The sequence below is a fragment of the Staphylospora marina genome, assembly GCF_003856495.1.
Lineage (GTDB): Bacteria > Bacillota > Bacilli > Thermoactinomycetales > Thermoactinomycetaceae > Staphylospora > Staphylospora marina.
The window spans coordinates 203,786-229,223 of sequence record NZ_CP034118.1 but is presented as its reverse complement, the minus strand read 5'-3'; the positions used below and the strand labels follow the sequence as shown (position 1 = coordinate 229,223).

Below are 25,438 nucleotides of genomic sequence, written 5' to 3'. Positions count from 1 at the left end.
CCAACGGAATCCGCGTGATTTCACGAAGAACCCCCGAACAAAAACCGTTCCATGTTCCGCACTTCCTCCCGGATCATTGAGTCCACCCGCTTTTGCGTCCTTCCGAATGTCTCCCAGCGGATTTTTCGCGCCTTCCGGTCCGGTTCCCAGACGCCGATCACCCGACCGCTTTCCACGATGGATGCCCGCGCTTCCCCGATGGCGTTGAAGAGTCTCGGGAAATGCACCGGATCGACGTAAAGGAACCGGCTTTCCTTGGTTCCTTTCAGCGTGGGATCTTCGTATGCGAGCAGCGTCACCCATGGTTCGGAAGGAAGGCGCAGATCCATCATCCGGCAAAGATCTTCCTTCAACATCAAATGCGGACGGGGCGAACCTTTGATTTGCACTTCCGTCCATGAATCCTTCAGGTCCCGGAGTGCCGTCCGGATTTCCGTGAGTCCCAATCCGGACCACCAAGCCAAATCTCCTTCCGTCACCGGGCCATAACGTTCCAGATACCCGGAGACCAACCGTTTGACGGCTTCTTCACGGCTCATGTCATTCAGACGGAGGGAGCGATACAAATCGGCCGTCCAGCCATACCGCCTTCTCTCCCGACTCCAATGATCGGCGTCGTCGATCAAACACAATTGTCCCCGCTCCCACATCTCCCTGATCACCGCCCGGACCAGAGGAACCGTCCGCTCCGGTGTCCCTCCGATGACCGCGGGAGCCTGCCGTTCCAATTCCCGGGATGACCGGGGAGCCATGCGAACCGCTTGCTTGATCCACCTTCTCAGCGCATCCGCCTGTTCCGGTTCTCCCGCCGCTTTGCGCAGTTGTCGGCGGCAATCGGCCAGCCGAAAGGGAAGGGTGGCCCGATGGGCGACCGCTGCCAAATCGAGCGGAAGAATGTGCAGCGTCCTTCGCATGCAGCGCAATTTGATGAGCCGACGGTTTTGCCGAAGTTCCTCCCGCAGGCTCTCTTCCCGAAACCCGGGAATTCGCGCACGAAGCGTCACATACGGTGTCGGTAGCCGGGCGGCGTGCAAGCCGAACAAGCGTTGAGCCACGAAACGGCAACACGTCGCGGAAAACCCGGGCAACACATGATGCTTGGCCCACACATGATGCATGGCCATGGAGGGGGAGATTTCCGGAAGAGCAAACCGGCGGTACATGATACACAACTCCTTCCCGTTCCACTCACACACAGACGTTCGGTATTCTCCGCCGGTTTCCTGCCATTCCGGTTTTGTTCATGAAAAAAGCCCGATCTGCGGGCTTCACCTTCCGATGAGAAATCCGAGCCATGCCGCCCCCATGCCTGCCAGATACGTCAGTCCCAAATACAGAAGGCCGGTTCTTCCTTCCCCCCGTCGAAACAGGGTGACGCTTTCCAGTTTGAGCGTGGAGAACGTCGTGAACGCTCCCATGAACCCCGTTCCCAGAAACAAAGCCATCGGTTCGAAGATGGGACTTGCCGCGATCCATCCCAGAAGAAAGGAACCGGACACATTGACAATGAGCGTTCCGAGCGGCCATTTGCTTGTCCGGCGGGAGGAGACATGTGATTGGATGACATGGCGGGCGATGGCTCCCAAAAAACCTCCCGCCGCCATCCACGCCATTTCAACCATTGGATCCCTTCCCCCTTCTTCTTCCTGCAATCGCCGTGCCCATCCATGCCAGACACAACCCGCCGATCAGGCTGGTCCCCGCGTACAACCCGCCGATTCCGTACAACCCTTGGCGAAACAGTTGCACCGTTTCCACACTGACCGTGGAGAATGTCGTGAACGAGCCGATCAACCCCGTGCTGACGGCGGTTCGAATGGCCGGTGATATCCCGGTTTTGTCCATCGCCCACTCCGAAAACCACCCCAGAGCGAAACAACCGATCATGTTGACCGTCCATGTTCCCACGGGAAAGAAAGATTGCGGAAACCATCGCTCCATCCACCCCCCCAAACCGTAACGAAGCAAGGTACCGACCATTCCCGCGATGCCGATCCATCTGACATTCATTCCGGTGTCACCCCCTGACTCAAACAGTCTCCCACCAAGCAGAATCGGTGGAGTCATCAACCGCCGCAGAAACCGACCATTGCCTTTGTCACCTGAGCTTTCTCTTCATTTCTCACCATTTTACCCTTGAAACCCGAAAAAGCCGAGCCGGTGAGAACCCTCACCATGCTCGGCTTCATGGACATCTTGTTTTCCCGTCGGGAGCTGTCAACCCTCATCGACGGTCGCGATCGTTTTTTACTCAACGGTCACGCTCTTGGCCAGGTTGCGCGGTTTGTCAACGTCATAGCCGCGCTCGGTGCAGGCGTAGTAGGCCAGCAGCTGGAGCGGGATGACGGTGAGAACCGGCATCAGCAAATCGATGGTTTTCGGAATGTGGATCACGCGGTCCACGGATTTGATCAGTTCGGTGTCTCCTTCGGCGGCAAGACCGAGGACATTGGCACCGCGCGCTTTCACTTCCTGGATGTTGCTGACCATCTTGTCGTAGATGTATTGCTGGGTGGCCAGGGCAATGACCGGGATGTTCTCTTCGATCAGGGCCAGGGTACCGTGTTTGAGTTCGCCGGCAGCATAAGCCTCGGAGTGGATGTAAGAGATCTCCTTCAGCTTGAGGGATCCTTCCAGAGCCACCGCATAATCGAGACCGCGTCCGAGGAAGAAGAGATGCTCGTGGTTGGCGATGGAACGGGCAAATTCAGCCACGATTTGCTCCGTTTGGAGCACTTCTTCCGCTTTGCCCGGCAATTCGGTCAGGTGTTTCACGATCTCTTTCAGTTCTTCCACCGGCCGGGTGCCGCGAATCTTGGCGAAGTACAGGCCCAGCAGATAGATGGCGATCAACTGGGAGGTGTATGCCTTGGTGGAAGCCACGGCGATCTCCGGACCTGCCCAGGTGATGATCACGTCATCGGCTTCGCGGGCCACGCTGGAACCGACCACGTTGGTGATGGCGACGACGCGCGCTCCGTGCTTCTTGGCCTCACGCAAAGCGGCCAGGGTGTCGGCCGTTTCCCCGGATTGGCTGATCACGACCACCAGCGTTTTGTCGGTGATGATCGGATTGCGGTAGCGGTACTCGGAGGCGATGTCCGTCTCCACCGGGATGCGGGCCAGATCTTCCATCACGTACTTGCCGACCAGACCGGCATGATAGGCGGTTCCGCAAGCGACGAAATGGATCTTTTCAATCCCGCGGATCTCCTCTTCCGACAGACCCACTTCGCGGGTGAGATCCACCAGGCCTTCTTTGACGCGGCCGGAGAGGGTGTCGCGGATCGCCTTGGGCTGTTCGTGGATTTCTTTCATCATGAAGTGGTCGTATCCGCCTTTTTCCGCGGTTTCCACGTCCCACTGCACATGCATCGGTTCGCGGCTGACCGGGGTTCCGTCCGTTTTCATCAGGGTGACGCCTTCCGCGGTGAGCACGGCCATTTCGCCGTCCTCCAAGATGTGGACGTCACGGGTGTGCTTCAGGATGGCCGGGATGTCGGAAGCGATGAAGTTTTCTTCCTTGCCCAGACCGACGACCAGCGGGCTGGCTTGACGCACGGCCACCATTTTGTCCGGTTCATATTCGCTGATGATGCCCAGGGCATAAGCGCCTTCCAGACGGGACACCACTTTTTTCACGGTGGACACCAGATCGCCGTCCCACAGTTCGGCCAGCAGTTTGGCGATCACTTCGGTATCCGTCTCGGAAGTGAACACATGCCCCTTGGCGATGAGCTCTTCTTTCAGCTCGATGTAGTTTTCAATGATCCCGTTGTGAACGACCGCAAAACGTCCGGCGCCGTCCACATGGGGATGCGAGTTTGCATCCGAAGGTTTGCCGTGGGTGGCCCAACGGGTATGACCGATTCCCAGACTTCCCGGAAGACCTTGGACCTTCAGCTTGTCTTCCAGAACGCTGAGGCGTCCCTTGCTCTTGGACACGCCGATCGTTTCTCCGTTGTAAACGGCCAGACCGGCGGAATCATAACCGCGATACTCCAGTTTGGACAAGCCTTCCAGCAAGATGTTCTGGGCCTGCTTCGGGCCGATGTACCCCACAATTCCGCACATATGAAAAACCCCCTGCAAATGTTTCTTTATCTGTTTCTGTTTGTGATCAAGTCCGTGTCTTGCGCGCCATGCCGCGGGTTTTGTTCGCCGGGTCACCCCGCCGGTTTGTCCCGCGGCTCCTCGGCTCTGGCGCTGAGCCGGGAGGCATCCGCCGATGGATCGATCAACCTCCACCTCGTCAGCTGCGGGCGATGTTCCGCTCCCCCCGCAGCCCTGGCGCTTTTCCGACATGTTTGCCTGACATTCCCGTTCCCGCTTTCGTTCCTCACCTCCTTCAATGGTCAAATCAGGTTGTTTTGCTTATATTTTTTATGCTATTCAAAAAGACTTGTCCTGTAAATACAATCGCGGAAAAAGTTCGCCGAACGGACACAGGAAAACGGAAAGCAGTGCGAACTCGCCGCGTGACGTTTGCGACGGCTGAATTCGCACTGCCGGATCCATCCATGACCTGCATGAAAAGCGGATCAACCCAGCTGTCTTTCCACTTCTTCCGCGATCAGGCGCACACAGCGACCGATGGTTTCTTCATCCGGTCCTTCGGCCATGACGCGGATCAGCGGCTCGGTTCCGGAGGGACGCACCAGCACGCGGCCATCATCGCCCAGCATCTCTTCCACTTCCCGGATCCGCTTCAGAATCTCTCCGTTTTGGTCCCAGCCCTCTTTTTGCTTGACGCGCACGTTCACGAGCAGCTGGGGATATTGCTTCATTCCCTGGGCCAGTCCGTACAGGGTTTGCCCTTTGTCTTTCACCACGCGCAGAAGCTGGACGGCGGTGAGCATTCCGTCACCGGTGGTGTTGTGATCCAGGAAAATGATGTGGCCGGACTGTTCGCCGCCCAGGTTGTATCCGCCCTCTTTCATTTTTTCCATCACGTAACGGTCGCCGACCTTGGTTTTCTCCGCACGGATGTTCAGCGACTCCAGCGCCTTGAAAAAGCCGATGTTGCTCATCACGGTGGTGACGATGGTGTCTCCTTTCAGCATGCCCCGCTCTTTCATGTATTCCCCGCAGATGAACATGATCCGGTCCCCGTCGACGATGTTCCCCTTCTCGTCCACGGCGATCAGCCGATCGGCATCCCCGTCAAACGCCAATCCGAGATGTGCCTGCTTCTTCAGCACTTCTTCCCGCAGCCGTTCCGGATGGGTGGAACCGCACTCCACGTTGATGTTGGTTCCGTCCGGATGAATGTTGATGGCCGTCACGTCGGCCCCCAGATCTCTCAGAAGAAGCGGGGCCAATTCGTAAGCGGCACCGTTGGCACAATCCACCACGATGTGCATGCCGCACAGATCGATGTCGATGGTCGATTTGAGATGTTCCAGATAGGCATGCACCGCCTCATGGTCATCGGTCACGCGGCCGACTCCCGCTCCGGTCGGGCGGGGCAGAGCATCTTCGTCGGCATCCAGCAGCGCTTCGATTTCCGCTTCGGTTTCGTCGGAGAGTTTGTACCCGTCCGCGCCGAAAAACTTGATGCCGTTGTCCTCAAACGGGTTGTGGGACGCGGAGATCATGACGCCGGCATCGGCTTCCAGATGGCGGGTCAGATACGCCACGCCGGGTGTGCTGATCACTCCCAGGCGCACCACGTCACATCCGATCGACAGCATGCCGGCGATCAGGGCGGACTCCAGCAACTCGCCGGAGAGACGGGTGTCACGACCGACCACGATTTTCACTTTTCCGTTGTCCCGTTCTTTTCCACGGGTCAGCACATACGCTCCGCAGCGGCCAAGGCGGAATGCCAGTTCAGGCGTCAGCTTTTCGTTGGCAACCCCTCTTACTCCGTCCGTACCGAAATATTTTCCCATACTGCCAGTTCTCCTCCTCATCCACATGCGGCCGCGTGCCGCTCATTCGATCTTCACCCTGGCTTTCCATGTCTTGCTCTCTGCCGACCGAATCCAATCGGGCAGGGTGATCTTGACGGGCACCTCGTGTTCACCCGGAGACAGGCGGGAGACATCCACGACGGCTTCCACGTCCTCCGGCCTGATCCGCTCCAGAAGTTTGGGCGCCCCTGAAATCAGGATATCGAACCGCTGGGAGGCAGGTGACAGAATCGTTGCCCTCCGCCCGGCCACAAGGCCTTCCACTCTCAGCGGAATGTCTTTCACGTTTTTGGTGTTGGCACGAACCATTTTAACATAGATTTCTACTTGTTGGGGTTCGACTTTGATGGCATCCTCGTGAATGGGAACGGGCACCGTCCAGGTCCGGTCCTTGGTGACTCCGGTCAGATCCAGGGCCGGCCCCGGCAATTGCCGCAGTTTCCCGATGAAATCCCCGGTTCCGTAGACCTTCACCCGCTCCGGCCGCACGGAAACTTGTTCCACGGCCATCCACGGCGGCGGCCATTCGTTGATGGTCACCTGCAACGGAACCACTTTGGAAGGAACATCCACCGGAATTTTCACCTGCACGGACCGCGGCAACACTTCCACTCCCGCCAGCGGTCCCTTTTCTCCGTAAGCCTGAAGTCGAACCTGTTTGCTCGTCGTCAACGTGGTCGTGTCCAGATAAACCGTTCCACGGACGGACTGCACCTGCCCGAGCAACTTTTGGGAACCGCGAACCACCACTTTGTCGGGCTTGATGTCCGGGGAGCCCACTTTGTAATCGTCCGGGAGGTCTCCCACGACGTCGATGACCGGTTCCATTTCCTTGGTCACTTTTGCCTCCAGCGTCACATCCACCGCGGACGGCTCCACCCGATAGGTCACTTCCCGGGGCAATCCCTCCACCCGGACCGGAAGACGGTGGGTTCCCTCCCCGGCCCCGGTGGCATCCACCCAGAGACGATATCCCAGCGTCAGATGTTCCAATGCCGACTCTTCCCCGTACAGAACGAGCTCCACCTTGTCCACTTCTTCGGCCAATTCAAACCGTTCCTTGTCGTAGCTGACTTCCACCGACACGTTGCGGATGCGGGTACTGAATTCCGGTTTGCCGGAAGTGAGCGAGGGCTGCGTCACCGAAACCCACATCAAAACGGCGATGCACAGGGAGACGAGGCGCAACACCATCTCATTTTTCATCCACTCATTCATTGAGACCCTTCCCTTCCGCGATCCCGCCACATCCGGAACAGGGCCGGACCGGTTTTTTCGGGGGGTTTCAACTCTTCATACAGTCGGGAAACGAGAATCTCCTCGCTGAGATTTCGTTCCAAAATTCCGTGAATCGCCAAGGAAATTTGGGAAGTTTCTTCCGACACAATCACCGCCACGGCGTCGGAGAGTTCGCTGAGCCCGATCCCGGCACGGTGGCGGGTTCCCAGCTCTTTGCTGACAAACGGATTTTCCGTCAGGGGGAGATAGCACCCCGCCGAAACGATGGTGGATCCACGGATCAGCACCGCTCCGTCATGCAGGGAACTGTTCGGTTGAAAGATGTTGACCAGCAATTCACTGCTCAACCTTGCCTCAAGAAGCGTTCCCGTTTCGGCGTAATCGCTCAGTCCCGTCTGCCGTTCGATCACGATGAGTGCTCCGATCCGGTTTCGCGCCAATTGCAAAGCCGCCTTGGTCACTTCACCGACCACCTGGGCGGCCATCTGGTCTTCCACCTGTCTGCTTCTGCCAAAAAAACCTCCCCGCCCCAACTGTTCCAAAGCTCTGCGCAGCTCCGGCTGAAAAATGATGATGACGGCGATGACTCCGACGGAAAAAAGGTTTTCGATCAACCAGCGAAGCGTCGCCAAATCAAACACGTTGCTGACCAGCCAGATCACGACGAGCACCGTGAGCCCCTTGAGCAGTTGAACCGCGCGGGTGCCTCTGAGCAATTTCAGCAAGTGATAAATGATATAACTGACAATCAGGATATCGATCACGTCGCTCAGATATCCCAGATTTCCGTCCAATGACCGCATCCCGGCCCCTCCGTCCCTTCATCAATTCTTGCTTAGTATGCTTCCCCGGAAGGCTCAGGCATTCCGACCGGTCAACCGGCTTTTATTCTCCCATTATAAAAAATGTGATCGTGAAAACCCACCCCCCGCACCGTCCGCACCCCCGTCCCGCAGGCAGCAAACAGCCCCGGAGAGCACGGTTCTCCGGGGTTGGAAGGAAAATATGAAATTTTTCGCGAGAGCGGTGCGGGATCGGGAAGGCGGGTCAACCCGTGTTTCTGAGTCCCGCGGCGATGCCGTTGATGGTCAACAGCACGTCTTCCAGCAGGGATTGGGAATCGCCTTCGTTTTCTGTCACGTTGCTTCTCCGCCTCACCCGCAACAGGTCCACCTGAATCAGACTGAGCGGATCCACGTACGGGTTTCTGAGACGGATTGACTCCCCGATCACCGGCACATGGGCCAACAGTTCGTCCTGTCCGGTGATTTGCAGCACGCACCCGCGGGTTTCTTCAAACTCGTCGCGGATCCGGCCAAAAATCCGCCCGGCTGCCTCCTTGTCGGACACCAAGGTGGTGTATTCCTCCGCCAATCGCATGTCCGCCTTGGCCAAGGCCATCTGCAGGGTGTCCGTCAACACCCGGAAGAAGGGCCAGTCGGCATACATCTCCCGAAGCAGGGAGAGCCCCTCCGGATGGCTTGACATCCAGGAGGACAAGCCCGTTCCCGCCCCGTACCAAGCCGGAAACAGAAAACGGGTTTGTGTCCATGCGAACACCCAGGGAATGGCGCGCAGATCCTCAAAACCACCGCCGGATTTTCTCCGTGCGGGCCGGGAACCGATCTTCATTTCCCCGATCTCCGGAAGCGGGGTCGCTTCCTGGAAAAAGGGGACGAAGTCTTTGTCCCGGAACACCAGATCCTGATAAGCCTTGAGCGAGGCATCGGAAATTTCCTGCATGGCCCGCACCCACCGCTCATCCGGCGAAGAACCTTGGCCGGACACGGCTTTCGCCGATTGTGTCAACAAGGCCGACACGCCCTGTTCCAGACTGCGCAGGGCAATCGGCTTCAAGGAGTAACGCGAGGAGAGCACCTCGCCCTGTTCCGTGATCTTCACCCCGCCCAGAACCGCGAGGGCCGGCGCGGCCATGATGCTCTGATGCAAGGGACCTCCGCCCCTGCCGAGAGCGCCGCCGCGGCCGTGGAAAAATTTCACCGTCACGCCGAAGCGGCCGCCGAGTTCGGAAAGCGCCAGCTGCGCACGGTACAACTCCCAGTTGGCGGAGATCACGCCGCCGTCCTTGTTGCTGTCCGAATAACCCAGCATGATTTCCTGAACCCTTTGGTCGCCTTTCCGGACGGGAGCAAATGCGGGATGGCGAAACCACGCTTCCATGATCTCCCCTGCCCGGTGCAGGTCATCAATCGTCTCCAGCAGCGGCACCACATGCAGGCGGCTTTCCGTTTCTTTCCCCGTCCTGCACAGGCCGGCTTCCCGGGCCAGCAGCACCACTTCCAGCAGATCGCTGGTTCCCTGGGTCATACTGATCAGATAGTTGCGGACGGCATCTTCTCCGAACTCTTCCTTGGCGCGGTAAATCGTGCGGAATAAGCGGAGACACTCTTCCGTCTCCGGAGAATAACGGGAAAAGGGAGACGTCAGGGGGCGAGGATCCGCGAGGAGCCTGGTGAGAAGGGTCATCTTGTCCTCTTCGGAAAGCCGGTCGTACTGCGGTTCTATACCCAGCGACGCCAAGATTTCGGTCAACGCTTTTTCATGTTCCCTGCTGTGCTGGCGAATGTCCAACGTCAGCAAGTGAAACCCGAACAAGTCCACCTGACGGATCAGCCGGTCCAAGTCCCGTCGAACCAACCCGACGGTGCTGTGATTCCGGAGACTGTCCCGGATCAGACGCAAATCTTCAAGAAGCTCCTCCGGCCTCTGATAAGCCCCTTTGTCCTTTTCGCCGGTGAGCGTGTGCCGGAGCCGGGCCAGCATGAACATGCATTTCCTCCGGTACGGTTCGTGCTCGTTTCGCCATTCCCCCTGCCCCACGTCCACCGTTTTCACTTCCCGTTCATCCCGGAGAATGGACGCGGCCAGTTCGTCGGTGATGCGAATTTTGCGGGTGCTGTGGCTCAGTTTTTTGAGCAGTTGGCCGATGGCGGCCTCATATTTGCGGATGGCCAATTCCCGCTGCATGACGAGCGTGCGCCAGGTGACCTCCGACGTGACGGCCGGGTTGCCGTCCCGGTCCCCTCCGATCCAGGAGCCGAATCGCAGGAACGTGGGTACGTTCCACTCATGTTCCGGCCAGACTTCCGTCAGGCACCGCTTCAGCTCTTCATGAACCAGCGGCAGCACGTCAAACAAGGTTTCATCCACATACCAAAGTCCGTTGCGCACTTCGTCCATGACGGTCGGCTTCCGCAGACGGATCTCATCGCTCTGCCACAACGTGGAAACCTCGGCCAGCAACTGTTCCCGGATTTCCTCGCGCTCCGCTTCCGTCAGGTCCGACCGGTCGAATTCATCCACCAATGCGGCGATGCGGTGATGCAAGTCCAACGTGGTTCTTCGCATCGCTTCCGTGGGATGGGCGGTGATCACCAATTCCAAACTGAGCCGCGGAAGCATGGCCTCCACATCATTCGGACCCAATCCCCGGTCCTTGAGTTGCCGAACCGCCGCCTCCACCGAATGAGGTTGGACGACGCCCGATGCCGACCGGCGATAATACCGGTTTCTCCGGACCCTGTGGTGTTGTTCCGCAATGTTGACAAGATGAAAATACACGGCGAAGGCCCGGATGACATCCCTGCGCCGTTCGGGAGTGAACCCCGAGATCTCCCTCTTGATTTCTTCCAACAGCTCCCGGCTGAACCCGGCCCGCAACTGTTTGGTTTTCTCCCGGATCCGTTCGACACACCCAAGAAGCTCCCGGCCGCCGTGCATGACGAGCACTTCTCCGAGAATTTCCCCCAACATGCGGACGTCTCTCCGAAGCGGAAGATCTTTGGCGTGAATCTGATTCATTTCTTCGCGCACCTCCCCGGATTTCGCGTTTTCCTTCCGAAACGGCGGCCTTCTCATGGGCCCTCCGCTTCCGGAATGTTGCCGCCCCCTCTCCTGTCCTTCGGTTCCGACACAAACCGGACAGCCCGATCCAATCCGGACGTGACCGGTGAGCGGGGAACTCGCCGCTTACGTTTTTTTTGAAATCGCTTCATGATTTCAAGTGGAATTGCATATTCATTCCGCTTTCCCTTTTTCCCCTTATAAACAAACAGAAAACCCTTGTCCATCCCGCACAATATGGAAAAAAGGACCTCGACATCCTCCGTGTCGAGGTCCGGGACTTGGCCAAGAAGTCGCTTCGATCCCGCCGGCAGGCGCCGATGCACCAGTCTCAGGGCCGGCTTTTCCTGCCCGGCCTCTTACGCCCGGTCCGGTTCAGAGCACCGTCTGACCGAACAGAGAGCCCATCAGGGCAACGGCCACCTTGGCCGTCCGGTTTTCCCGGTCCAAAATGGGGTTGACTTCCACGAATTCCGCCGAGGTGATGATGTCGGCCTCTGCCAGCATTTCCAGCGCCAGATGTCCTTCCCTGTACGTAATGCCTCCCGGCAACGGGGTACCCACACCGGGAGCATCGTTGGGATCAAGGCTGTCCAGGTCCAGGCTCAGATGCACGCCGTCCGTTCCGTTGGAAACGATTGCAATCGCTTCGTCCATCACCCTCGCCATTCCGAGGCGGTCAATTTCATGCATGGTGAACACTTTGATTCCCAATTGGCGAATCAGTTCACGTTCCCCCGGATCCAGTTCCCGCGCTCCGATGATCACGGTATGCTCCGGGCGAACTTTGGGGGCATATCCGCCGATGTTCACCAGATCCGGATGTCCCACGCCCAGACAAACGGCGAGCGACATGCCGTGAATGTTTCCGGAGGGGGATGTTTCTCCCGTATTCAGATCCCCGTGAGCGTCAAACCAGATGAGGCCCATGTTCTCAAAGTGTCTGGCCACACCGGCCACGGTGCCGATTCCCATGCTGTGATCGCCCCCCAACACCAGCGGGAAGCGTCCACGCTGCACCACGCCGGACACGGTTTCGGCCAGTTGTTCGTTGACATCACGAATGGCCTCCAGATATTTGAGGCGCGGATCCCCCTGGGGAGTCGATTCCGGACTCGGAACATGCAGATCTCCCAAGTCTTCCACTTCATACCCCAGTTTCTCCAGCAAGGATTGGGCACTGGCATACCGGATGGCGCTCGGGCCCATGTCCACACCACGACGACCCTGTCCAAGATCCATGGGCATGCCGATGATGGTGATCGGTTTTTTTGCCATATTCCCCTTACTCCTTTAACGTACTGATGTTGCTTTTTATATTAACATAAAATAATCACATGTCACATAAAAGGTTATTCCAATTCAAATCACAGGAGAATATTTATACAATCGCCGGTATACCCGCCACATGAACCGGATCGATTTCACTTCTGCGGATAAAATTCTACATAATCTCGCAAGAAATCCGCGCTTTCCCCCGGCCCTCCTGAGCCGACCGGATTCCGCAACGTCCCCAAACGGATTTGACTGTCCCGTCACGCCTCATCCGCAAGCAGGACGAATGGGTCGTCGCATCGCGCTCTGCCCCCTCCCCTGCTTCTTTCGTCCCGACAGTCCCCTGCCCGCTGTTCGCGATTGTGTTCCCCTGGCAGGACGTGACCGCGTCCATACGGTGACGGAAAATCTTCCGTTTGCCTTCTTCCGGATGAAGCATGCCACCCGGCCCCCGCCGGCACCGTGTTTGGCTGCCACGAATCCTCCGAATCCTTCCCCCATAAGATGTCCTCCCGGTCCCGTCGTCACTCATCAAGCCATGCAGGAGAATCCCGGTACCGTTTGACCGAAACAAAAAAAGCGACCTCATCGATTTCACTCGATGAGGTCGCTTGCTTGTGGAGCGGAAGACGGGATTCGAACCCGCGACCCTCGCCTTGGCAAGGCGATGCTCTACCCCTGAGCCACTTCCGCATAAATATGGTGAGCCGTGAAGGACTCGAACCTTCGACACCCTGATTAAAAGTCAGGTGCTCTACCAACTGAGCTAACGGCCCACAAGAGGTTTTTATAAATGGCGGAGCTGACGGGATTCGAACCCGCGATCTCCAGCGTGACAGGCTGGCATGTTAGGCCTCTACACCACAGCTCCGCAATGTTTGTTGAAATCCGGTCAAAGCCGGCTGGTGGACGGTGACGGGATCGAACCGCCGACCCCCTGCGTGTGAAGCAGGTGCTCTCCCGCTGAGCTAACCGTCCATGAAATGGTGACCCGTAGGGGATTCGAACCCCTGAATGCCAGCGTGAAAGGCTGGTGTGTTAAACCGCTTCACCAACGGGCCACGTGGAGCTCCCTACCAGGCTCGAACTGGTGACCTCTTCCTTACCATGGAAGCGCTCTGCCTGCTGAGCTAAGGGAGCGGATCTGGCTCCTCAGGCAGGATTCGAACCTGCAACCTGCCGGTTAACAGCCGGACGCTCTACCCTTGAGCTACTGAGGAACATTTGATGGAGCGGGTGATGGGAATCGAACCCACGCATTCGGCTTGGAAGGCCGATGTTCTACCATTGAACTACACCCGCATGATTGGAGCGGAAGACGGGATTCGAACCCGCGACCCTCGCCTTGGCAAGGCGATGCTCTACCCCTGAGCCACTTCCGCATAAATATGGTGAGCCGTGAAGGACTCGAACCTTCGACACCCTGATTAAAAGTCAGGTGCTCTACCAACTGAGCTAACGGCCCATGTACCTGGCTGGGGAGGTAGGATTCGAACCTACGCATGACGGAGTCAAAGTCCGCTGCCTTACCGCTTGGCTACTCCCCAATGATCAGGATGGTGGAGGGAGCAGGATTCGAACCTGCGAAGGCGAATGCCAGCGGATTTACAGTCCGCCCCAGTTGGCCACTTTGGTATCCCTCCAAGATGTGGTGGACGGTGACGGGATCGAACCGCCGACCCCCTGCTTGTAAGGCAGGTGCTCTCCCAGCTGAGCTAACCGTCCGTGAAATGGTGACCCGTAGGGGATTCGAACCCCTGAATGCCAGCGTGAAAGGCTGGTGTGTTAAACCACTTCACCAACGGGCCACACAAGATGAAGACAGAGCGTCTTCATATGAAATTGAATTGGAGCGGAAGACGGGATTCGAACCCGCGACCCTCGCCTTGGCAAGGCGATGCTCTACCCCTGAGCCACTTCCGCATGAATGGTGAGCCGTGAAGGACTCGAACCTTCGACACCCTGATTAAAAGTCAGGTGCTCTACCAACTGAGCTAACGGCCCATGTACTTGGCTGGGGAGGTAGGATTCGAACCTACGCATGACGGAGTCAAAGTCCGCTGCCTTACCGCTTGGCTACTCCCCAACGATCAGATGGTGGAGGGAGCAGGATTCGAACCTGCGAAGGCGAATGCCAGCGGATTTACAGTCCGCCCCAGTTGGCCACTTTGGTATCCCTCCGAGACGTGGTGGACGGTGACGGGATCGAACCGCCGACCCCCTGCGTGTGAAGCAGGTGCTCTCCCGCTGAGCTAACCGTCCGTGAAATGGTGACCCGTAGGGGATTCGAACCCCTGAATGCCAGCGTGAAAGGCTGGTGTGTTAAACCGCTTCACCAACGGGCCACGTGGAGCTCCCTACCAGGCTCGAACTGGTGACCTCTTCCTTACCATGGAAGCGCTCTGCCTGCTGAGCTAAGGGAGCAGATCTGGCTCCTCAGGCAGGATTCGAACCTGCAACCTGCCGGTTAACAGCCGGACGCTCTACCCTTGAGCTACTGAGGAATGCCATGTCAAATGACAAGAACTATTATATAACTTGACCGCTCTCTTGGTCAATAGGTATGGTCCATTTTGGCACACACCCTGAAAATGAGTATGGAGTGTAAAGCAAGTGTGATGGAAGAGAAGAAGTGAGGTGAAGCCCTCGACCGATTCGTATCCGTCAGCTGAACGCATTGCTGCGCTTACACCTCGGACCGATCTACCTTGTCATCTGCAAGGGGTCTTACTTCCACGAGGGAATGGGAAATCTCATCTTGAGGGGGGCTTCGCGCTTAGATGCTTTCAGCGCTTATCCCGTCCGCACATGGCTACCCAGCGGTGCTCCTGGCGGAACAACTGGTACACCAGAGGTGCGTCCATCCCGGTCCTCTCGTACTAGGGACAGCTCCTCTCAAATTTCCTGCGCCCGCGACAGATAGGGACCGAACTGTCTCACGACGTTCTGAACCCAGCTCACGTACCGCTTTAATGGGCGAACAGCCCAACCCTTGGGACCGACTACAGCCCCAGGATGCGATGAGCCGACATCGAGGTGCCAAACCTCCCCGTCGATGTGGACTCTTGGGGGAGATCAGCCTGTTATCCCCGGGGTAGCTTTTATCCGTTGAGCGATGGCCCTTCCACACGGAACCACCGGATCACTAAGTCCGACTTTCGTCCCTGCTCGACTTGTGGGTCTCGCAGTCAAGCTCCCTTCTGCCTTTGCACTCTGACGCGCGATTTCCGACCGCGCTGAGGGAACCTTTGAACGCCTCCGTTACCTTTTGGGAGGCGACCGCCCCAGTCAAACTGCCCGCCTGACACGGTCCTCCTGCCGGATGACGGCAGCGAGTTAGAACCCCGGCACAGCCAGAGTGGTATCCCACCGACGACTCCACCGAAGCTGGCGCTCCGGCTTCTCAGTCTCCCACCTATCCTGTACAAGCTGTACCCGAATTCAATATCAGGTTGCAGTAAAGCTCCACGGGGTCTTTCCGTCTAGTCGCGGGTAGCCTGCATCTTCACAGGCAGTACGATTTCACCGGGTCTCTCGCCGAGACAGCGCCCAGATCGTTACGCCTTTCGTGCGGGTCGGAACTTACCCGACAAGGAATTTCGCTACCTTAGGACCGTTATAGTTACGGCCGCCGTTTACTGGGGCTTCGGTTCAGAGCTTCGCCGAAGCTAACCCTTCCCCTTAACCTTCCAGCACCGGGCAGGCGTCAGCCCCTATACATCGCCTTGCGGCTTCGCAGAGACCTGTGTTTTTGCTAAACAGTCGCCTGGGCCTTTTCACTGCGGCCCCCTCGGGCTGTGAACCCTACCGGGGCACCCCTTCTCCCGAAGTTACGGGGTCAATTTGCCGAGTTCCTTAGCGAGAGTTTTCCCGAGCGCCTTAGGATTCTCTCCTCGCCTACCTGTGTCGGTTTGCGGTACGGGCACCTGCATCCTCCTAGAGGCTTTTCTTGGCAGTGTGGAATCAAGGACTTCGGTACTTGAAGTTTCCCTCGTCATCACGGCTCCGCCTGGATGGAGAACGGATTTGCCTGCTCTCCGGCCTAACCGCTTGAACGCGCACTTCCGATCGCGCGATCCCCTATCCTCCTGCGTCCCCCCATCGTACAAACGGCTGCAGGTGGTACAGGAATATCAACCTGTTGTCCATCGTCTACGCCTTTCGGCCTCGACTTAGGTCCCGACTGACCCTGGGCGGACGAACCTTCCCCAGGAACCCTTAGGCTTTCGGCGGAGGGGATTCTCACCCCTCTTTTCGTTACTCACACCGGCATTCTCACTTCCAGGCGCTCCACCGATCCTTCCGGACCGGCTTCGCCGCTGCCTGGAACGCTCCCCTACCATCGTGCCGAAGGCACGATCCGCGGCTTCGGTGGACCGTTTAGCCCCGTTACATTTTCGGCGCAGAGTCACTTGACCAGTGAGCTATTACGCACTCTTTGAATGGTGGCTGCTTCTAAGCCAACATCCTGGTTGTCTCGGCAACTCCACATCCTTTACCACTGAACGGTCACTTGGGGACCTTAGCCGGCGGTCTGGGCTGTTTCCCTTTTGACCACGGATCTTGGCACTCGCGGTCTGACTCCCGAAGACCAAAGTCTGCGGCATTCGGAGTTTGACTGAGTTCGGTAACCCGGGGAGGGCCCCTAGCCCAATCAGTGCTCTACCTCCGCGACTCCTCTTCGAGGCTAGCCCTAAAGCTATTTCGGGGAGAACCAGCTATCTCCGGGTTCGATTGGCATTTCACCCCTACCCACACCTCATCCTATGGTTTTTCAACACCAACAGGTTCGGACCTCCATTCCGTGTTACCGGAACTTCATCCTGGACATGGGTAGATCACCCGGTTTCGGGTCGACAGCCACGTACTCAAACGCCCTGTTCAGACTCGCTTTCGCTGCGGCTCCGGCTCCTCACCTTAACCTTGCACGTGACCGTCACTCGCCGGTTCATTCTACAAAAGGCACGCCGTCACTCCTCAAGGGAGCTCCGACTGATTGTAGGCACACGGTTTCAGGTTCTCTTTCACTCCCCTCCCGGGGTGCTTTTCACCTTTCCCTCACGGTACTGGTTCGCTATCGGTCGCCAGGGAGTATTTAGCCTTGGGAGGTGGTCCTCCCTGCTTCCCACGGGGTTCCACGTGTCCCGCGGTACTCAGGATCGCCTCGGAAGGGTTTCGGATTTCGGCTACAGGGCTGTTACCTGCTCTGGCCGGCCTTTCCAGGACCAGTTCGCCTATCCCAAACCTTTGTGACTTCCATGTGAGACGTCCTACAACCCCGTTTGCCGAAGGCAAACGGTTTGGGCTGTTCCCGTTTCGCTCGCCGCTACTCAGGGAATCGCGGTTGCTTTCTCTTCCTCAGGGTACTAAGATGTTTCAGTTCCCCTGGTATGCCCCCAGCCACCCTATGGATTCAGGTGGTGGTACCGGCTCTTCCAGCCGGTGGGTTGCCCCATTCGGAAATCCCCGGATCAAAGCCTGCTTACGGCTCCCCGAGGCTTATCGGAGTTCGCCCCGTCCTTCATCGGCTCCTGGCGCCAAGGCATCCACCGTGCGCCCTTACCAGCTTCACCTTCAAGCTGCTCGGTTCTCTTCCGGTGTTATCGCGACTTGGCTTTACAATCCATATCTCATTTTCAAGGTGCGTGGATCTTTTGTGTCACCGTTTCTTGCGGCGACGTATTTCAATATAGCATGTCGAGAGAAAAATTGCAATCACTTTTTTCAAAAAAAATTTCCCATCCATCCTCCGGCCTGCCAAGCGAAACACCACCGGCCGTCCTGCCGTTTTTCCCCGCAAGAAACGGCGCACTCCGCCATCATTTGAACGAATCGTTTCCGACGGATCCCGCCTTCCGCAAAAAGGAGCCATATGAGGAGCCATATAAATAGAAAACTTCGGTCCTCCTCTTTCCAGGCGCGACCGGCAAGAGAACGCGAAAATCCCGGCCAAAAAACAAAAAACCTCACCGTTCTTCGGTGAGGTCCGTGTTCCCTGAAAACCAAAGAGTGAGATCTTGCGACCTGTCGGAGATCGATCGTGTTTGCTCTTTCGAGCTCCTTAGAAAGGAGGTGATCCATCCCCACCTTCCGGTAGGGATACCTTGTTACGACTTCACCCCAATCATCTGCCCCACCTTCGGCGGCTGGCTCCCTTGCGGGTTGCCTCACCGACTTCGGGTGTTGCAAACTCTCGTGGTGTGACGGGCGGTGTGTACAAGGCCCGGGAACGTATTCACCGCGGCATGCTGATCCGCGATTACTAGCGATTCCGGCTTCACGCAGGCGAGTTGCAGCCTGCGATCCGAACTGAGACCGGTTTTTTGGGATTGGCTCCCCCTCGCGGGTTCGCAGCCCTTTGTACCGGCCATTGTAGCACGTGTGTAGCCCAGGACATAAGGGGCATGATGATTTGACGTCATCCCCACCTTCCTCCGGCTTTCACCGGCTGTCCCCCCAGAGTGCCCACCCGAAGTGCTGGCAACTGAGAGCAAGGGTTGCGCTCGTTGCGGGACTGAACCCAACATCTCACGACACGAGCTGACGACAACCATGCACCACCTGTCACCGCTGTCCCGAAGGAAAGGTGCATCTCTGCACCGGTCAGCGGGATGTCAAGCCCTGGTAAGGTTCTTCGCGTTGCTTCGAATTAAACCACATGCTCCACCGCTTGTGCGGGCCCCCGTCAATTCCTTTGAGTTTCAGCCTTGCGGCCGTACTCCCCAGGCGGAGTGCTTAATGGGTTACCTTCGGCACTGAGGGCGCAAGTCCCCCAACACCTAGCACTCATCGTTTACGGCGTGGACTACCAGGGTATCTAATCCTGTTTGCTCCCCACGCTTTCGCGCCTCAGCGTCAGTTACAGGCCAGGAAGCCGCCTTCGCCACTGGTGTTCCTCCCGATCTCTACGCATTCCACCGCTACACCGGGAATTCCGCTTCCCTCTCCTGCACTCAAGCCCGCCAGTTTCGGGTGCCGCTCTGCGGTTGAGCCGCAGCCTTTCACACCCGACTTAACCGGCCGCCTGCGCGCGCTTTACGCCCAGTAATTCCGGATAACGCTCGCCCCCTACGTATTACCGCGGCTGCTGGCACGTAGTTAGCCGGGGCTTTCTCCTTGGGTACCGTCATGCCGGGAAGTTGTTCGCCTCCCGGAGTTTCTTCCCCAAGAACAGAGTTTTACAACCCGAAGGCCGTCCTCACTCACGCGGCGTTGCTCCGTCAGGCTTTCGCCCATTGCGGAAAATTCCCTACTGCTGCCTCCCGTAGGAGTCTGGGCCGTGTCTCAGTCCCAGTGTGGCCGATCACCCTCTCAGGTCGGCTACGCATCGTCGCCTTGGTGAGCCGTTACCTCACCAACAAGCTAATGCGCCGCGGGCCCATCCGCAAGTGACAGCCGAAGCCGCCTTTCCCTCATCCGCCATGCGGCGGATGAGCGTATCCGGTATTAGCTCCGGTTTCCCGAAGTTATCCCGGTCTTGCGGGCAGGTTGCCCACGTGTTACTCACCCGTTCGCCGCTGTCCTTCCCGAAGGAAGGACCGCTCGACTTGCATGTATTAGGCACGCCGCCAGCGTTCATCCTGAGCCAGGATCAAACTCTCCATCAAAGAGTGTATCCGGATCTTCCGATCCGTCGACTCAAAGTGAACCGACAGGTTCGCAAGTTCACTCTTCAGTTTTCAAGGAACACTTTCGTTTTCATCGTCTCCGCTCTCTCGCGGCGACAATTGATATCCTATCACAGGGCTGTATTCATGTCAACACTTTTTTTCGTTTCCTGTTCCGGAATCAAAAAGGAGCCGTTCACACGGCTCCCTGCAAGGATTTCAAAGGGGATATCGATGGCCGTTGATTTCAAAACTGGCGGTGATTTCCGCATTGAGGGAATGAGAAACGGAACAATACTTTTCGAGTGAAAGATTCACCGCCCGACGAACCTTGTTCTCGGGCAAATCGCCGTTCAACCGGTAATGCATGTGAACGCGGGTGAAGCGACGGGGATGTTCTTCGGCCCGTTCCCCCTGAATCTCCATGCTGAATGATTCCACCTGAAGACGCATCTTCTTCAGAATCTCCACGATGTCGATCGCCGAACAGGTTCCCACCGCGGAAAGCAGCACTTCCGTCGGCCGCGGTCCTTTGTTTTCACCGCCCGCTTCCGGAGCGGCGTCCAACGGGAACCGGTGCCCGGACGGCGTCAAACTTTCGAAGTGCATGTTTCCCTGCCAGCGAATTTCCACGTTCATGGTCCGGTTCCTCCTTGTGATCATCAAAGAAGATGGGAGATATTGATGACAATCAATGCGGATTCGATGAGAGCGGCCACCAGGAGAAGCAGAAACATGAGCTTCAACAGATGAGGCAACCGCCGGCGGATTCCCAGCCATTCTTCACGGCTCGCCTCCATCCGTTCGGGGGAGAACACCGCCAAAAACCGGCGGAAAAGAGCCGCACTGATCCGAAAGCCGAAAGCGGCGGCGATCAGCAAGGCCGGAATCTCAAAGATGCCATGCGGGAGAAGGTGGGTCACCACCAGCATCAACGGATGCGTGCCCGTTTTCTCGGCTGCCTCCATCGTGAGGACCCCGATCAGAATGCCGTGGACCAGCATGGCGGCAAACGGCCCGACTCCGAGAAACAAACCCGAGGCGATGATTTGGAGGGTGGCCAACACATTGTTGATGAAAATCACGAAAAACACTTGCAGAAAAGTCGGATTTTGCTCAAATGCTTCGGCCAATTGCTCGAGAGCATCCAAGAACCCGGACTGACTCAACGTCATCATCAGCCCGTCGGCTTTGAATCCGGCCGTCACGGCACTGACCAAGAGCACCATGGCGGCCAGGGGAATGTATCTCAGTTCTTCCTTCACGGCGGTGATCCATGCCTTCACGATACCGTTCCTCCTCGCGCCCGTGGGCGGGACAAACAATCATAACCCTCGTCCTCCCGCATAGACTCAAATTAGGATGCGATTGGACAGGAGGGTTCATCCATGAACTATTTTTGGGTCATTTCGGCCAAACGTCTGAAGCAGGGAGTGACTCTTGCCCTTGCGCTTCTTTTCGCGGCCGGCGTGGTGTACGCGGAAAGCGAAAACATGCAGGTGTTCCTGCCGGTCGACTCGGGGCCGTCCGCCATTTACAGCGTCCAGACGGACAAAAAGCAGGTGGCCCTCACGTTCGACATCAGTTGGGGGGAAGAAAGAACGGGTCCGATTCTGGACGTGCTCGAACAGAAGGGGCTGAAAAAAGCCACCTTTTTCCTCTCTTCCCCGTGGGCGGAGAGCCATCCCGATCTGGTCAAGCGCATTCAGGACATGGGCTTTGAAATCGGCAGCCACGGACATCGCCATGACAATTACAGTTCCTACAACGAAGAGCAGATCCGCACGCAAATCCTGAAAGCGGATCAGATCCTGAAAGAGCTGACCGGCAAGAAGCCCACCCTGATCCGGTTCCCCAACGGCGACTTTGACAAACGCGTCCTGAAAATCGCGGATCAGCTGGGCTACAAAACCATTCAATGGGACACGGATTCGCTGGATTGGACGAATCCCGGGAAAGACCGCATCGTCAAACGGGTGCTTGACAAAGCCCATCCCGGAGACATCATCCTGATGCACGCCAGCGATTCGTGCAGACAAACCCATGAAGCATTGCCTGAAATCATCGACGGTCTCCGGGCAAAGGGCTATGAATTCGTGACCGTTTCCGAACTGATTTCCGGCACGGAAGTCAAAAGCAAAGCGGTCGAATGACGGACCGTTGCAAGCAGCGGAAGCCCCTGCCTGCGGCCTTCACGGGGCATCGCAGGCTCCGGGGATGGCCGCCGTCTTCCCCGACGCGCTCAACCGCGCGTTTTTTCTTTTTTCGGCGACACCCAACGGTGCAGGCGCAAGATCTGCCAGGCATTGCAAATCAAGACGACCAACACGGTATGCAGCAGAATGGGAACCGGAACCTCACCGGCCTTTGCATTGATGGACGGAATGCACTCCAAAATGGTGGCCGCCGTCATGAAAAAGAACGTGGGCCACCAGGCGCTGCCGTTGGTCATGCGGGTTTTTGCCCAAGCCGTGATCAAAGCGGCGATCAGGACCACCGCCGGAATGGACAAATGAATCCAGAAATCGGTTCCGCTGAATTTGACCGCGTTCAGATACACGAGATTCCCGATCACCAGTGCGGTCAGAAAGAACAGGATCGCGTCGTACACTCCCTTGTTCCGGATCAGGCCGCGGCTGAGCCAGTTGAAAACAAGATAGGAAAAAAAGCCGAGTTCCGCGGCCGCGGACAAAGTCAGGGCCAACAGGAGCAATTGGCCGATCTCCCCGAACACGTTTCCACCCGTCACCGCTTCGATCAGAAAAGCGAGAACGAGCGCGGAGACGCTTCCCAGCGCAAGCGTGGACCAAAACCAATGAAACAAATTTTTCAATGTCATGGCTGTCTCTCCTGTGAAAATCATTCTCCAAGATTGTACCAAATGGCAATCTTTCCGGCAAAGCATAAAACCCGTCCGGAAACCTTATATTAAGCGTAATCAAACGCACCCGTGATTGGAGGAAGCGATTTCATGCGCTCGTACAATTCATGGATCCATCGTATCATCAACCACTTGCGGCAAAACGTCCGGGTGCCTTTCGGTCATCGGCCACACGGAGCGGCCGGAAGCATCCGGCAAATTTTGACGGCGGCATTGATCCTTCCCGTCTTCCTGTTCACGTTGGTCTCCTGCGGGTCGGGTCAACAATCCCAGCAGCAGGAACCCGATTATCAAAAAATCAAGGAAATCACCTTGGACGTGCTTCACACCCAGGAAGGCAAAAAAGTGCTTCAGGATCTCATGTCCGATCCATCCTTCAAACAGCAAATCGCCCTGAACAGTCAGGAGATGGAAAAGGCGCTTGCCAAATCCTTCACGGATGAGAAAACGAAAAAAGAATGGGACAAGATCTTGCAAAAGCCCGAGGTGGCCGCCGGCCTGGCCAAAGCCTCCGAGGAAAAGCTGAAGCAACTGATGAAAGCGATGATGAAGGATCCCGAATACCAGAAAATGATGATGGATCTTTTGAAAGACCCGCAATTCACCCAGCACATGCTGCAACTGATGAAAAGCCAGCAGTTCCGTCAGGAAACCATGAAGATCATGGAAGAATTGATGAAAGTACCGAGCATCCAACAAAAACTGGCTCAACTGCTGAAAGGACATCTGGCCCAGCCAAAACAAGGACACGACAATCAACCGCAGTCGGAAAGCGGAAGCACCGTTGAAGGCGAAGGCGGCGCCTGAAAATGATCCAACCCAATGATTTTCCGTGAAAAAGCAGGCACCGGAACGGGCCGATGCCTGCTTGTTTCTTTATTTCAAAGTCGAATCCAGTTGATTTTCCACTCGGGCGGATACGGAACCGATGCCGCCGAGAATGTAATAGAGATCCTTGGAAAAGATTCGGTTGAGATAATCCGACACAACCGGTGCCAGCGAATCCGTCGGGGTCAGCAGCATGGGGGCGATCATGCGCGCTGCCAACGGTCCGCCCGCAAGCGCATCCGGAAAGTCCGTTCCCTTGGCGAAGACATGCAAGGCCTGATTCATGGGGAAGCGCTCGGCGATGTTGACTCCCACCTCATACCGGTTGGCACCCCCGATGCGTTCCACCTGACCTCCGCGGGACTTCGCCGTTTTTTCAAGCTCGGCTTTCACGGTCTCGCTCACGGTGCCGGGGCCACCCACAATGAAGAAGTTTTTGAGGTTCGGATGGGTTTGGATGAATGTCTTGATCTCGGACGGGACCACATCCTTGTTCACCTGCAGAATCGGCAGGCCGTAAACGGCGGCCGGCGAGGACGCGGACAGAGCATCCGGGAACACCAAACCGCTGGCTACGATGACCGTGTCAGTCACCACGCCGTATTGATCATCCATGGTCCTGATCATGCGATCGGCGATTTTGGCCGAGACCGCGAAACGATTGGGGCCGTCAATCCGCTCAATGCGGGGGATGCCCAGGTTTTTCAGCTGTGCTTCCACCTGGGGACCCACCGATCCCGTTCCCCCCAGAATGATCGCCCTGGAAGGATTCAAACGGCGAATTTCATGTTGGATGGCGGTCGGAAGCGATTGGGTTTTGTAGTCGGACAGCAGGATGGGGGCATCTTCCAGGAACGCCAACGGTCCACCGGACAACGCATCCGGGAAAATGTCACCGCGGGCGATCACCACCGGAAATCCGGAATCGTCATGGAACATTTCTTTGCTGATATTGGCCGCCACTTCATACCGATCGGCACCTGCAATCCGTTTTACGCCCGGAACGTGAATGAAATAGCTGTTGACCACGAAATTGCCGGTATGTTCCAATGCCGCCACATCAATGCTGTTATAACCCATCATCACCGGGACATCGACGGAGAACGAGGGATTCGTTTCCAACCTTCCTTGCTCGTGGAAGATGATCGTTTGATCTCCGTCATGGCTTCCGGCCATGGCCATGGAAGTGGTTCCTTTGGGCAAACTCCGTACATGCTCGGAGGGGTTGGTCATGGTCAGTTTGGGCACCGTATGGTCCACGGACGCCATCGGAATGCCGCTGAGCGTGAAGGAATAGGAGGTTCCCTCCCGGCTTGAAGAGTAGACCACGAAATGGTAGAAGCCGGGCGGCAAAGGATCCCCTTCCCCGTACACGTTGCCATCCTGGTCCTCGACAATCCAATCGACGTTCCAGGCACCGCGGCTCACGTGCAGCGTTCCGGCGCTTGCGGTCTCAAAAGCATACACGTGCAAATCGTAATAGGTGATGAAGTCGTTGGCAAATGTCACTTCATTGACAGCGTTGACGGTGACGGACTTGGCGGTGTGGTTTTTTGCCTTCCGTTGTTCCTTCAGCGGTTCCTTCAACGATTCCAGTTGGCGAATGACTTGCATCTTCCGTGCATTCACCCGTTCCCCTTTCAAAGAGATCTTGCTTTCCGCATGAGACGCGGGACGGGGAGCAACCAGCAAAGCGGATGCCATCACGGCCGCAAGGGCGACTTTGCCCCATTTCATCATCGGTTTCATCCAATTCTCTCCTCCGCGGATTTCTTCCGGATTTACCAACCCTCCCTGTTATTACCATTCGAAGGATCGGGGCGGTTTTT

Annotated in this window: 15 protein-coding genes, 22 tRNA genes and 2 rRNA genes; 2 read left to right on the top strand and 37 right to left on the bottom strand. The window is 57.1% G+C overall.

What is annotated here, in order from left to right; translation table 11 throughout:
* Window positions 1-20 precede the first annotated feature (20 nt).
* From EG886_RS01285 to EG886_RS01115, 35 genes are all read right to left on the bottom strand, one after another.
* On the bottom strand, window positions 21-1,163 hold the full coding sequence (locus EG886_RS01285) for a DNA glycosylase AlkZ-like family protein (RefSeq protein WP_124726453.1): 1,143 nt from the start codon (window positions 1,161-1,163) through the stop codon (window positions 21-23).
* Between the two features lie 105 nt (window positions 1,164-1,268).
* Window positions 1,269-1,622 carry a fluoride efflux transporter FluC gene (locus tag EG886_RS01280; protein WP_124726452.1) on the bottom strand — a complete coding sequence of 118 codons (354 nt, stop codon included), beginning with the start codon at window positions 1,620-1,622 and terminating at the stop codon, window positions 1,269-1,271.
* The gene (gene crcB / locus EG886_RS01275; RefSeq protein ID WP_124726451.1) at window positions 1,615-2,010 is read right to left on the bottom strand and encodes a fluoride efflux transporter CrcB; all 396 of its coding nucleotides are present in this window, start codon (window positions 2,008-2,010) and stop codon (window positions 1,615-1,617) included. Before crcB ends, EG886_RS01280 begins: the two co-directional genes overlap by 8 nt.
* 237 nt (window positions 2,011-2,247) lie before the next feature.
* A complete protein-coding gene (glmS, locus tag EG886_RS01270) occupies window positions 2,248-4,074 on the bottom strand; it encodes a glutamine--fructose-6-phosphate transaminase (isomerizing) (protein WP_124726450.1) in 1,827 nt (608 codons plus the stop codon).
* Between the two features lie 467 nt (window positions 4,075-4,541).
* Window positions 4,542-5,894, bottom strand: a complete 1,353-nt coding sequence (glmM, locus tag EG886_RS01265) for a phosphoglucosamine mutase (RefSeq protein WP_124726449.1) — start codon at window positions 5,892-5,894, stop codon at window positions 4,542-4,544.
* A gap of 42 nt (window positions 5,895-5,936) precedes the next feature.
* The gene (locus tag EG886_RS01260; RefSeq protein WP_124726448.1) at window positions 5,937-7,133 is read right to left on the bottom strand and encodes a CdaR family protein; all 1,197 of its coding nucleotides are present in this window, start codon (window positions 7,131-7,133) and stop codon (window positions 5,937-5,939) included.
* Window positions 7,130-7,957, bottom strand: a complete 828-nt coding sequence (gene cdaA / locus EG886_RS01255) for a diadenylate cyclase CdaA (protein WP_124726447.1) — start codon at window positions 7,955-7,957, stop codon at window positions 7,130-7,132. The genes EG886_RS01260 and cdaA overlap by 4 nt, the downstream gene beginning before the upstream one ends.
* A 244-nt stretch (window positions 7,958-8,201) precedes the next feature.
* On the bottom strand, window positions 8,202-10,976 hold the full coding sequence (gene ppc, locus EG886_RS01250) for a phosphoenolpyruvate carboxylase (protein ID WP_124726446.1): 2,775 nt from the start codon (window positions 10,974-10,976) through the stop codon (window positions 8,202-8,204).
* A gap of 417 nt (window positions 10,977-11,393) precedes the next feature.
* Window positions 11,394-12,296, bottom strand: a complete 903-nt coding sequence (gene rocF, locus EG886_RS01245) for an arginase (RefSeq protein ID WP_124726445.1) — start codon at window positions 12,294-12,296, stop codon at window positions 11,394-11,396.
* A 615-nt stretch (window positions 12,297-12,911) separates the two neighbouring features.
* Window positions 12,912-12,986, bottom strand: a tRNA-Gly gene (locus EG886_RS01240).
* Between the two features lie 7 nt (window positions 12,987-12,993).
* Window positions 12,994-13,069 (bottom strand) — tRNA-Lys (locus EG886_RS01235).
* A gap of 18 nt (window positions 13,070-13,087) precedes the next feature.
* A tRNA-Asp gene (locus tag EG886_RS01230) sits at window positions 13,088-13,164 on the bottom strand.
* A 32-nt stretch (window positions 13,165-13,196) separates the two neighbouring features.
* Window positions 13,197-13,271 (bottom strand) — tRNA-Val (locus EG886_RS01225).
* Between the two features lie 6 nt (window positions 13,272-13,277).
* Window positions 13,278-13,354 (bottom strand) — tRNA-Glu (locus EG886_RS01220).
* 3 nt (window positions 13,355-13,357) lie between these two features.
* Window positions 13,358-13,433 (bottom strand) — tRNA-Thr (locus EG886_RS01215).
* Window positions 13,434-13,438: 5 nt separating this feature from the next.
* Window positions 13,439-13,513, bottom strand: a tRNA-Asn gene (locus tag EG886_RS01210).
* 8 nt (window positions 13,514-13,521) lie between these two features.
* Window positions 13,522-13,595 (bottom strand) — tRNA-Gly (locus tag EG886_RS01205).
* 5 nt (window positions 13,596-13,600) lie between these two features.
* Window positions 13,601-13,675 (bottom strand) — tRNA-Gly (locus EG886_RS01200).
* Between the two features lie 7 nt (window positions 13,676-13,682).
* Window positions 13,683-13,758 (bottom strand) — tRNA-Lys (locus EG886_RS01195).
* A gap of 7 nt (window positions 13,759-13,765) precedes the next feature.
* A tRNA-Gln gene (locus EG886_RS01190) sits at window positions 13,766-13,840 on the bottom strand.
* Window positions 13,841-13,850: 10 nt separating this feature from the next.
* Window positions 13,851-13,936: transfer RNA gene (locus EG886_RS01185), tRNA-Tyr, on the bottom strand.
* Between the two features lie 6 nt (window positions 13,937-13,942).
* A tRNA-Val gene (locus tag EG886_RS01180) sits at window positions 13,943-14,018 on the bottom strand.
* Window positions 14,019-14,024: 6 nt separating this feature from the next.
* A tRNA-Glu gene (locus EG886_RS01175) sits at window positions 14,025-14,101 on the bottom strand.
* Between the two features lie 40 nt (window positions 14,102-14,141).
* Window positions 14,142-14,216: transfer RNA gene (locus tag EG886_RS01170), tRNA-Gly, on the bottom strand.
* Window positions 14,217-14,221: 5 nt separating this feature from the next.
* Window positions 14,222-14,297, bottom strand: a tRNA-Lys gene (locus EG886_RS01165).
* Between the two features lie 7 nt (window positions 14,298-14,304).
* Window positions 14,305-14,379 (bottom strand) — tRNA-Gln (locus EG886_RS01160).
* Between the two features lie 9 nt (window positions 14,380-14,388).
* Window positions 14,389-14,474, bottom strand: a tRNA-Tyr gene (locus EG886_RS01155).
* Window positions 14,475-14,480: 6 nt separating this feature from the next.
* A tRNA-Val gene (locus tag EG886_RS01150) sits at window positions 14,481-14,555 on the bottom strand.
* A gap of 6 nt (window positions 14,556-14,561) precedes the next feature.
* Window positions 14,562-14,638: transfer RNA gene (locus tag EG886_RS01145), tRNA-Glu, on the bottom strand.
* A gap of 3 nt (window positions 14,639-14,641) precedes the next feature.
* A tRNA-Thr gene (locus EG886_RS01140) sits at window positions 14,642-14,717 on the bottom strand.
* A 5-nt stretch (window positions 14,718-14,722) separates the two neighbouring features.
* Window positions 14,723-14,797: transfer RNA gene (locus EG886_RS01135), tRNA-Asn, on the bottom strand.
* Between the two features lie 130 nt (window positions 14,798-14,927).
* Window positions 14,928-17,866 (bottom strand): 23S ribosomal RNA (locus EG886_RS01130).
* Window positions 17,867-18,358: 492 nt separating this feature from the next.
* Window positions 18,359-19,900: ribosomal RNA gene (locus tag EG886_RS01125) — 16S ribosomal RNA — on the bottom strand.
* The 16S and 23S rRNA genes sit together here with 22 tRNA genes alongside, the layout of an rRNA operon.
* Before the next feature lie 219 nt (window positions 19,901-20,119).
* Complete coding sequence (locus tag EG886_RS01120; RefSeq protein WP_124726444.1) at window positions 20,120-20,539, bottom strand: OsmC family protein; 420 nt, start codon at window positions 20,537-20,539, stop codon at window positions 20,120-20,122.
* 23 nt (window positions 20,540-20,562) lie between these two features.
* Entirely contained in the window at window positions 20,563-21,186 is a 624-nt protein-coding gene (locus tag EG886_RS01115; protein WP_124726443.1) for a stage II sporulation protein M, read from the bottom strand.
* 102 nt (window positions 21,187-21,288) lie between these two features.
* On the opposite strand from EG886_RS01115, the gene pdaB reads away from it, so the two are divergent.
* A complete protein-coding gene (pdaB, locus tag EG886_RS01110; RefSeq protein WP_124726442.1) occupies window positions 21,289-22,053 on the top strand; it encodes a polysaccharide deacetylase family sporulation protein PdaB in 765 nt (254 codons plus the stop codon).
* Window positions 22,054-22,142: 89 nt separating this feature from the next.
* On the opposite strand, the gene EG886_RS01105 is transcribed toward pdaB, so the two are convergent.
* Window positions 22,143-22,739 (bottom strand): KinB-signaling pathway activation protein, encoded by a 597-nt coding sequence (locus EG886_RS01105; RefSeq protein WP_164491575.1) that lies wholly within the window; start codon window positions 22,737-22,739, stop codon window positions 22,143-22,145.
* 132 nt (window positions 22,740-22,871) lie between these two features.
* On the opposite strand from EG886_RS01105, the gene gerD reads away from it, so the two are divergent.
* A complete protein-coding gene (gene gerD / locus EG886_RS01100; protein ID WP_124726440.1) occupies window positions 22,872-23,588 on the top strand; it encodes a spore germination lipoprotein GerD in 717 nt (238 codons plus the stop codon).
* Window positions 23,589-23,657: 69 nt separating this feature from the next.
* Here gerD and EG886_RS01095 read toward each other — a convergent pair whose 3' ends face one another.
* Window positions 23,658-25,358 carry a cell wall-binding repeat-containing protein gene (locus EG886_RS01095; RefSeq protein ID WP_124726439.1) on the bottom strand — a complete coding sequence of 567 codons (1,701 nt, stop codon included), beginning with the start codon at window positions 25,356-25,358 and terminating at the stop codon, window positions 23,658-23,660.
* Window positions 25,359-25,438 lie beyond the last annotated feature (80 nt).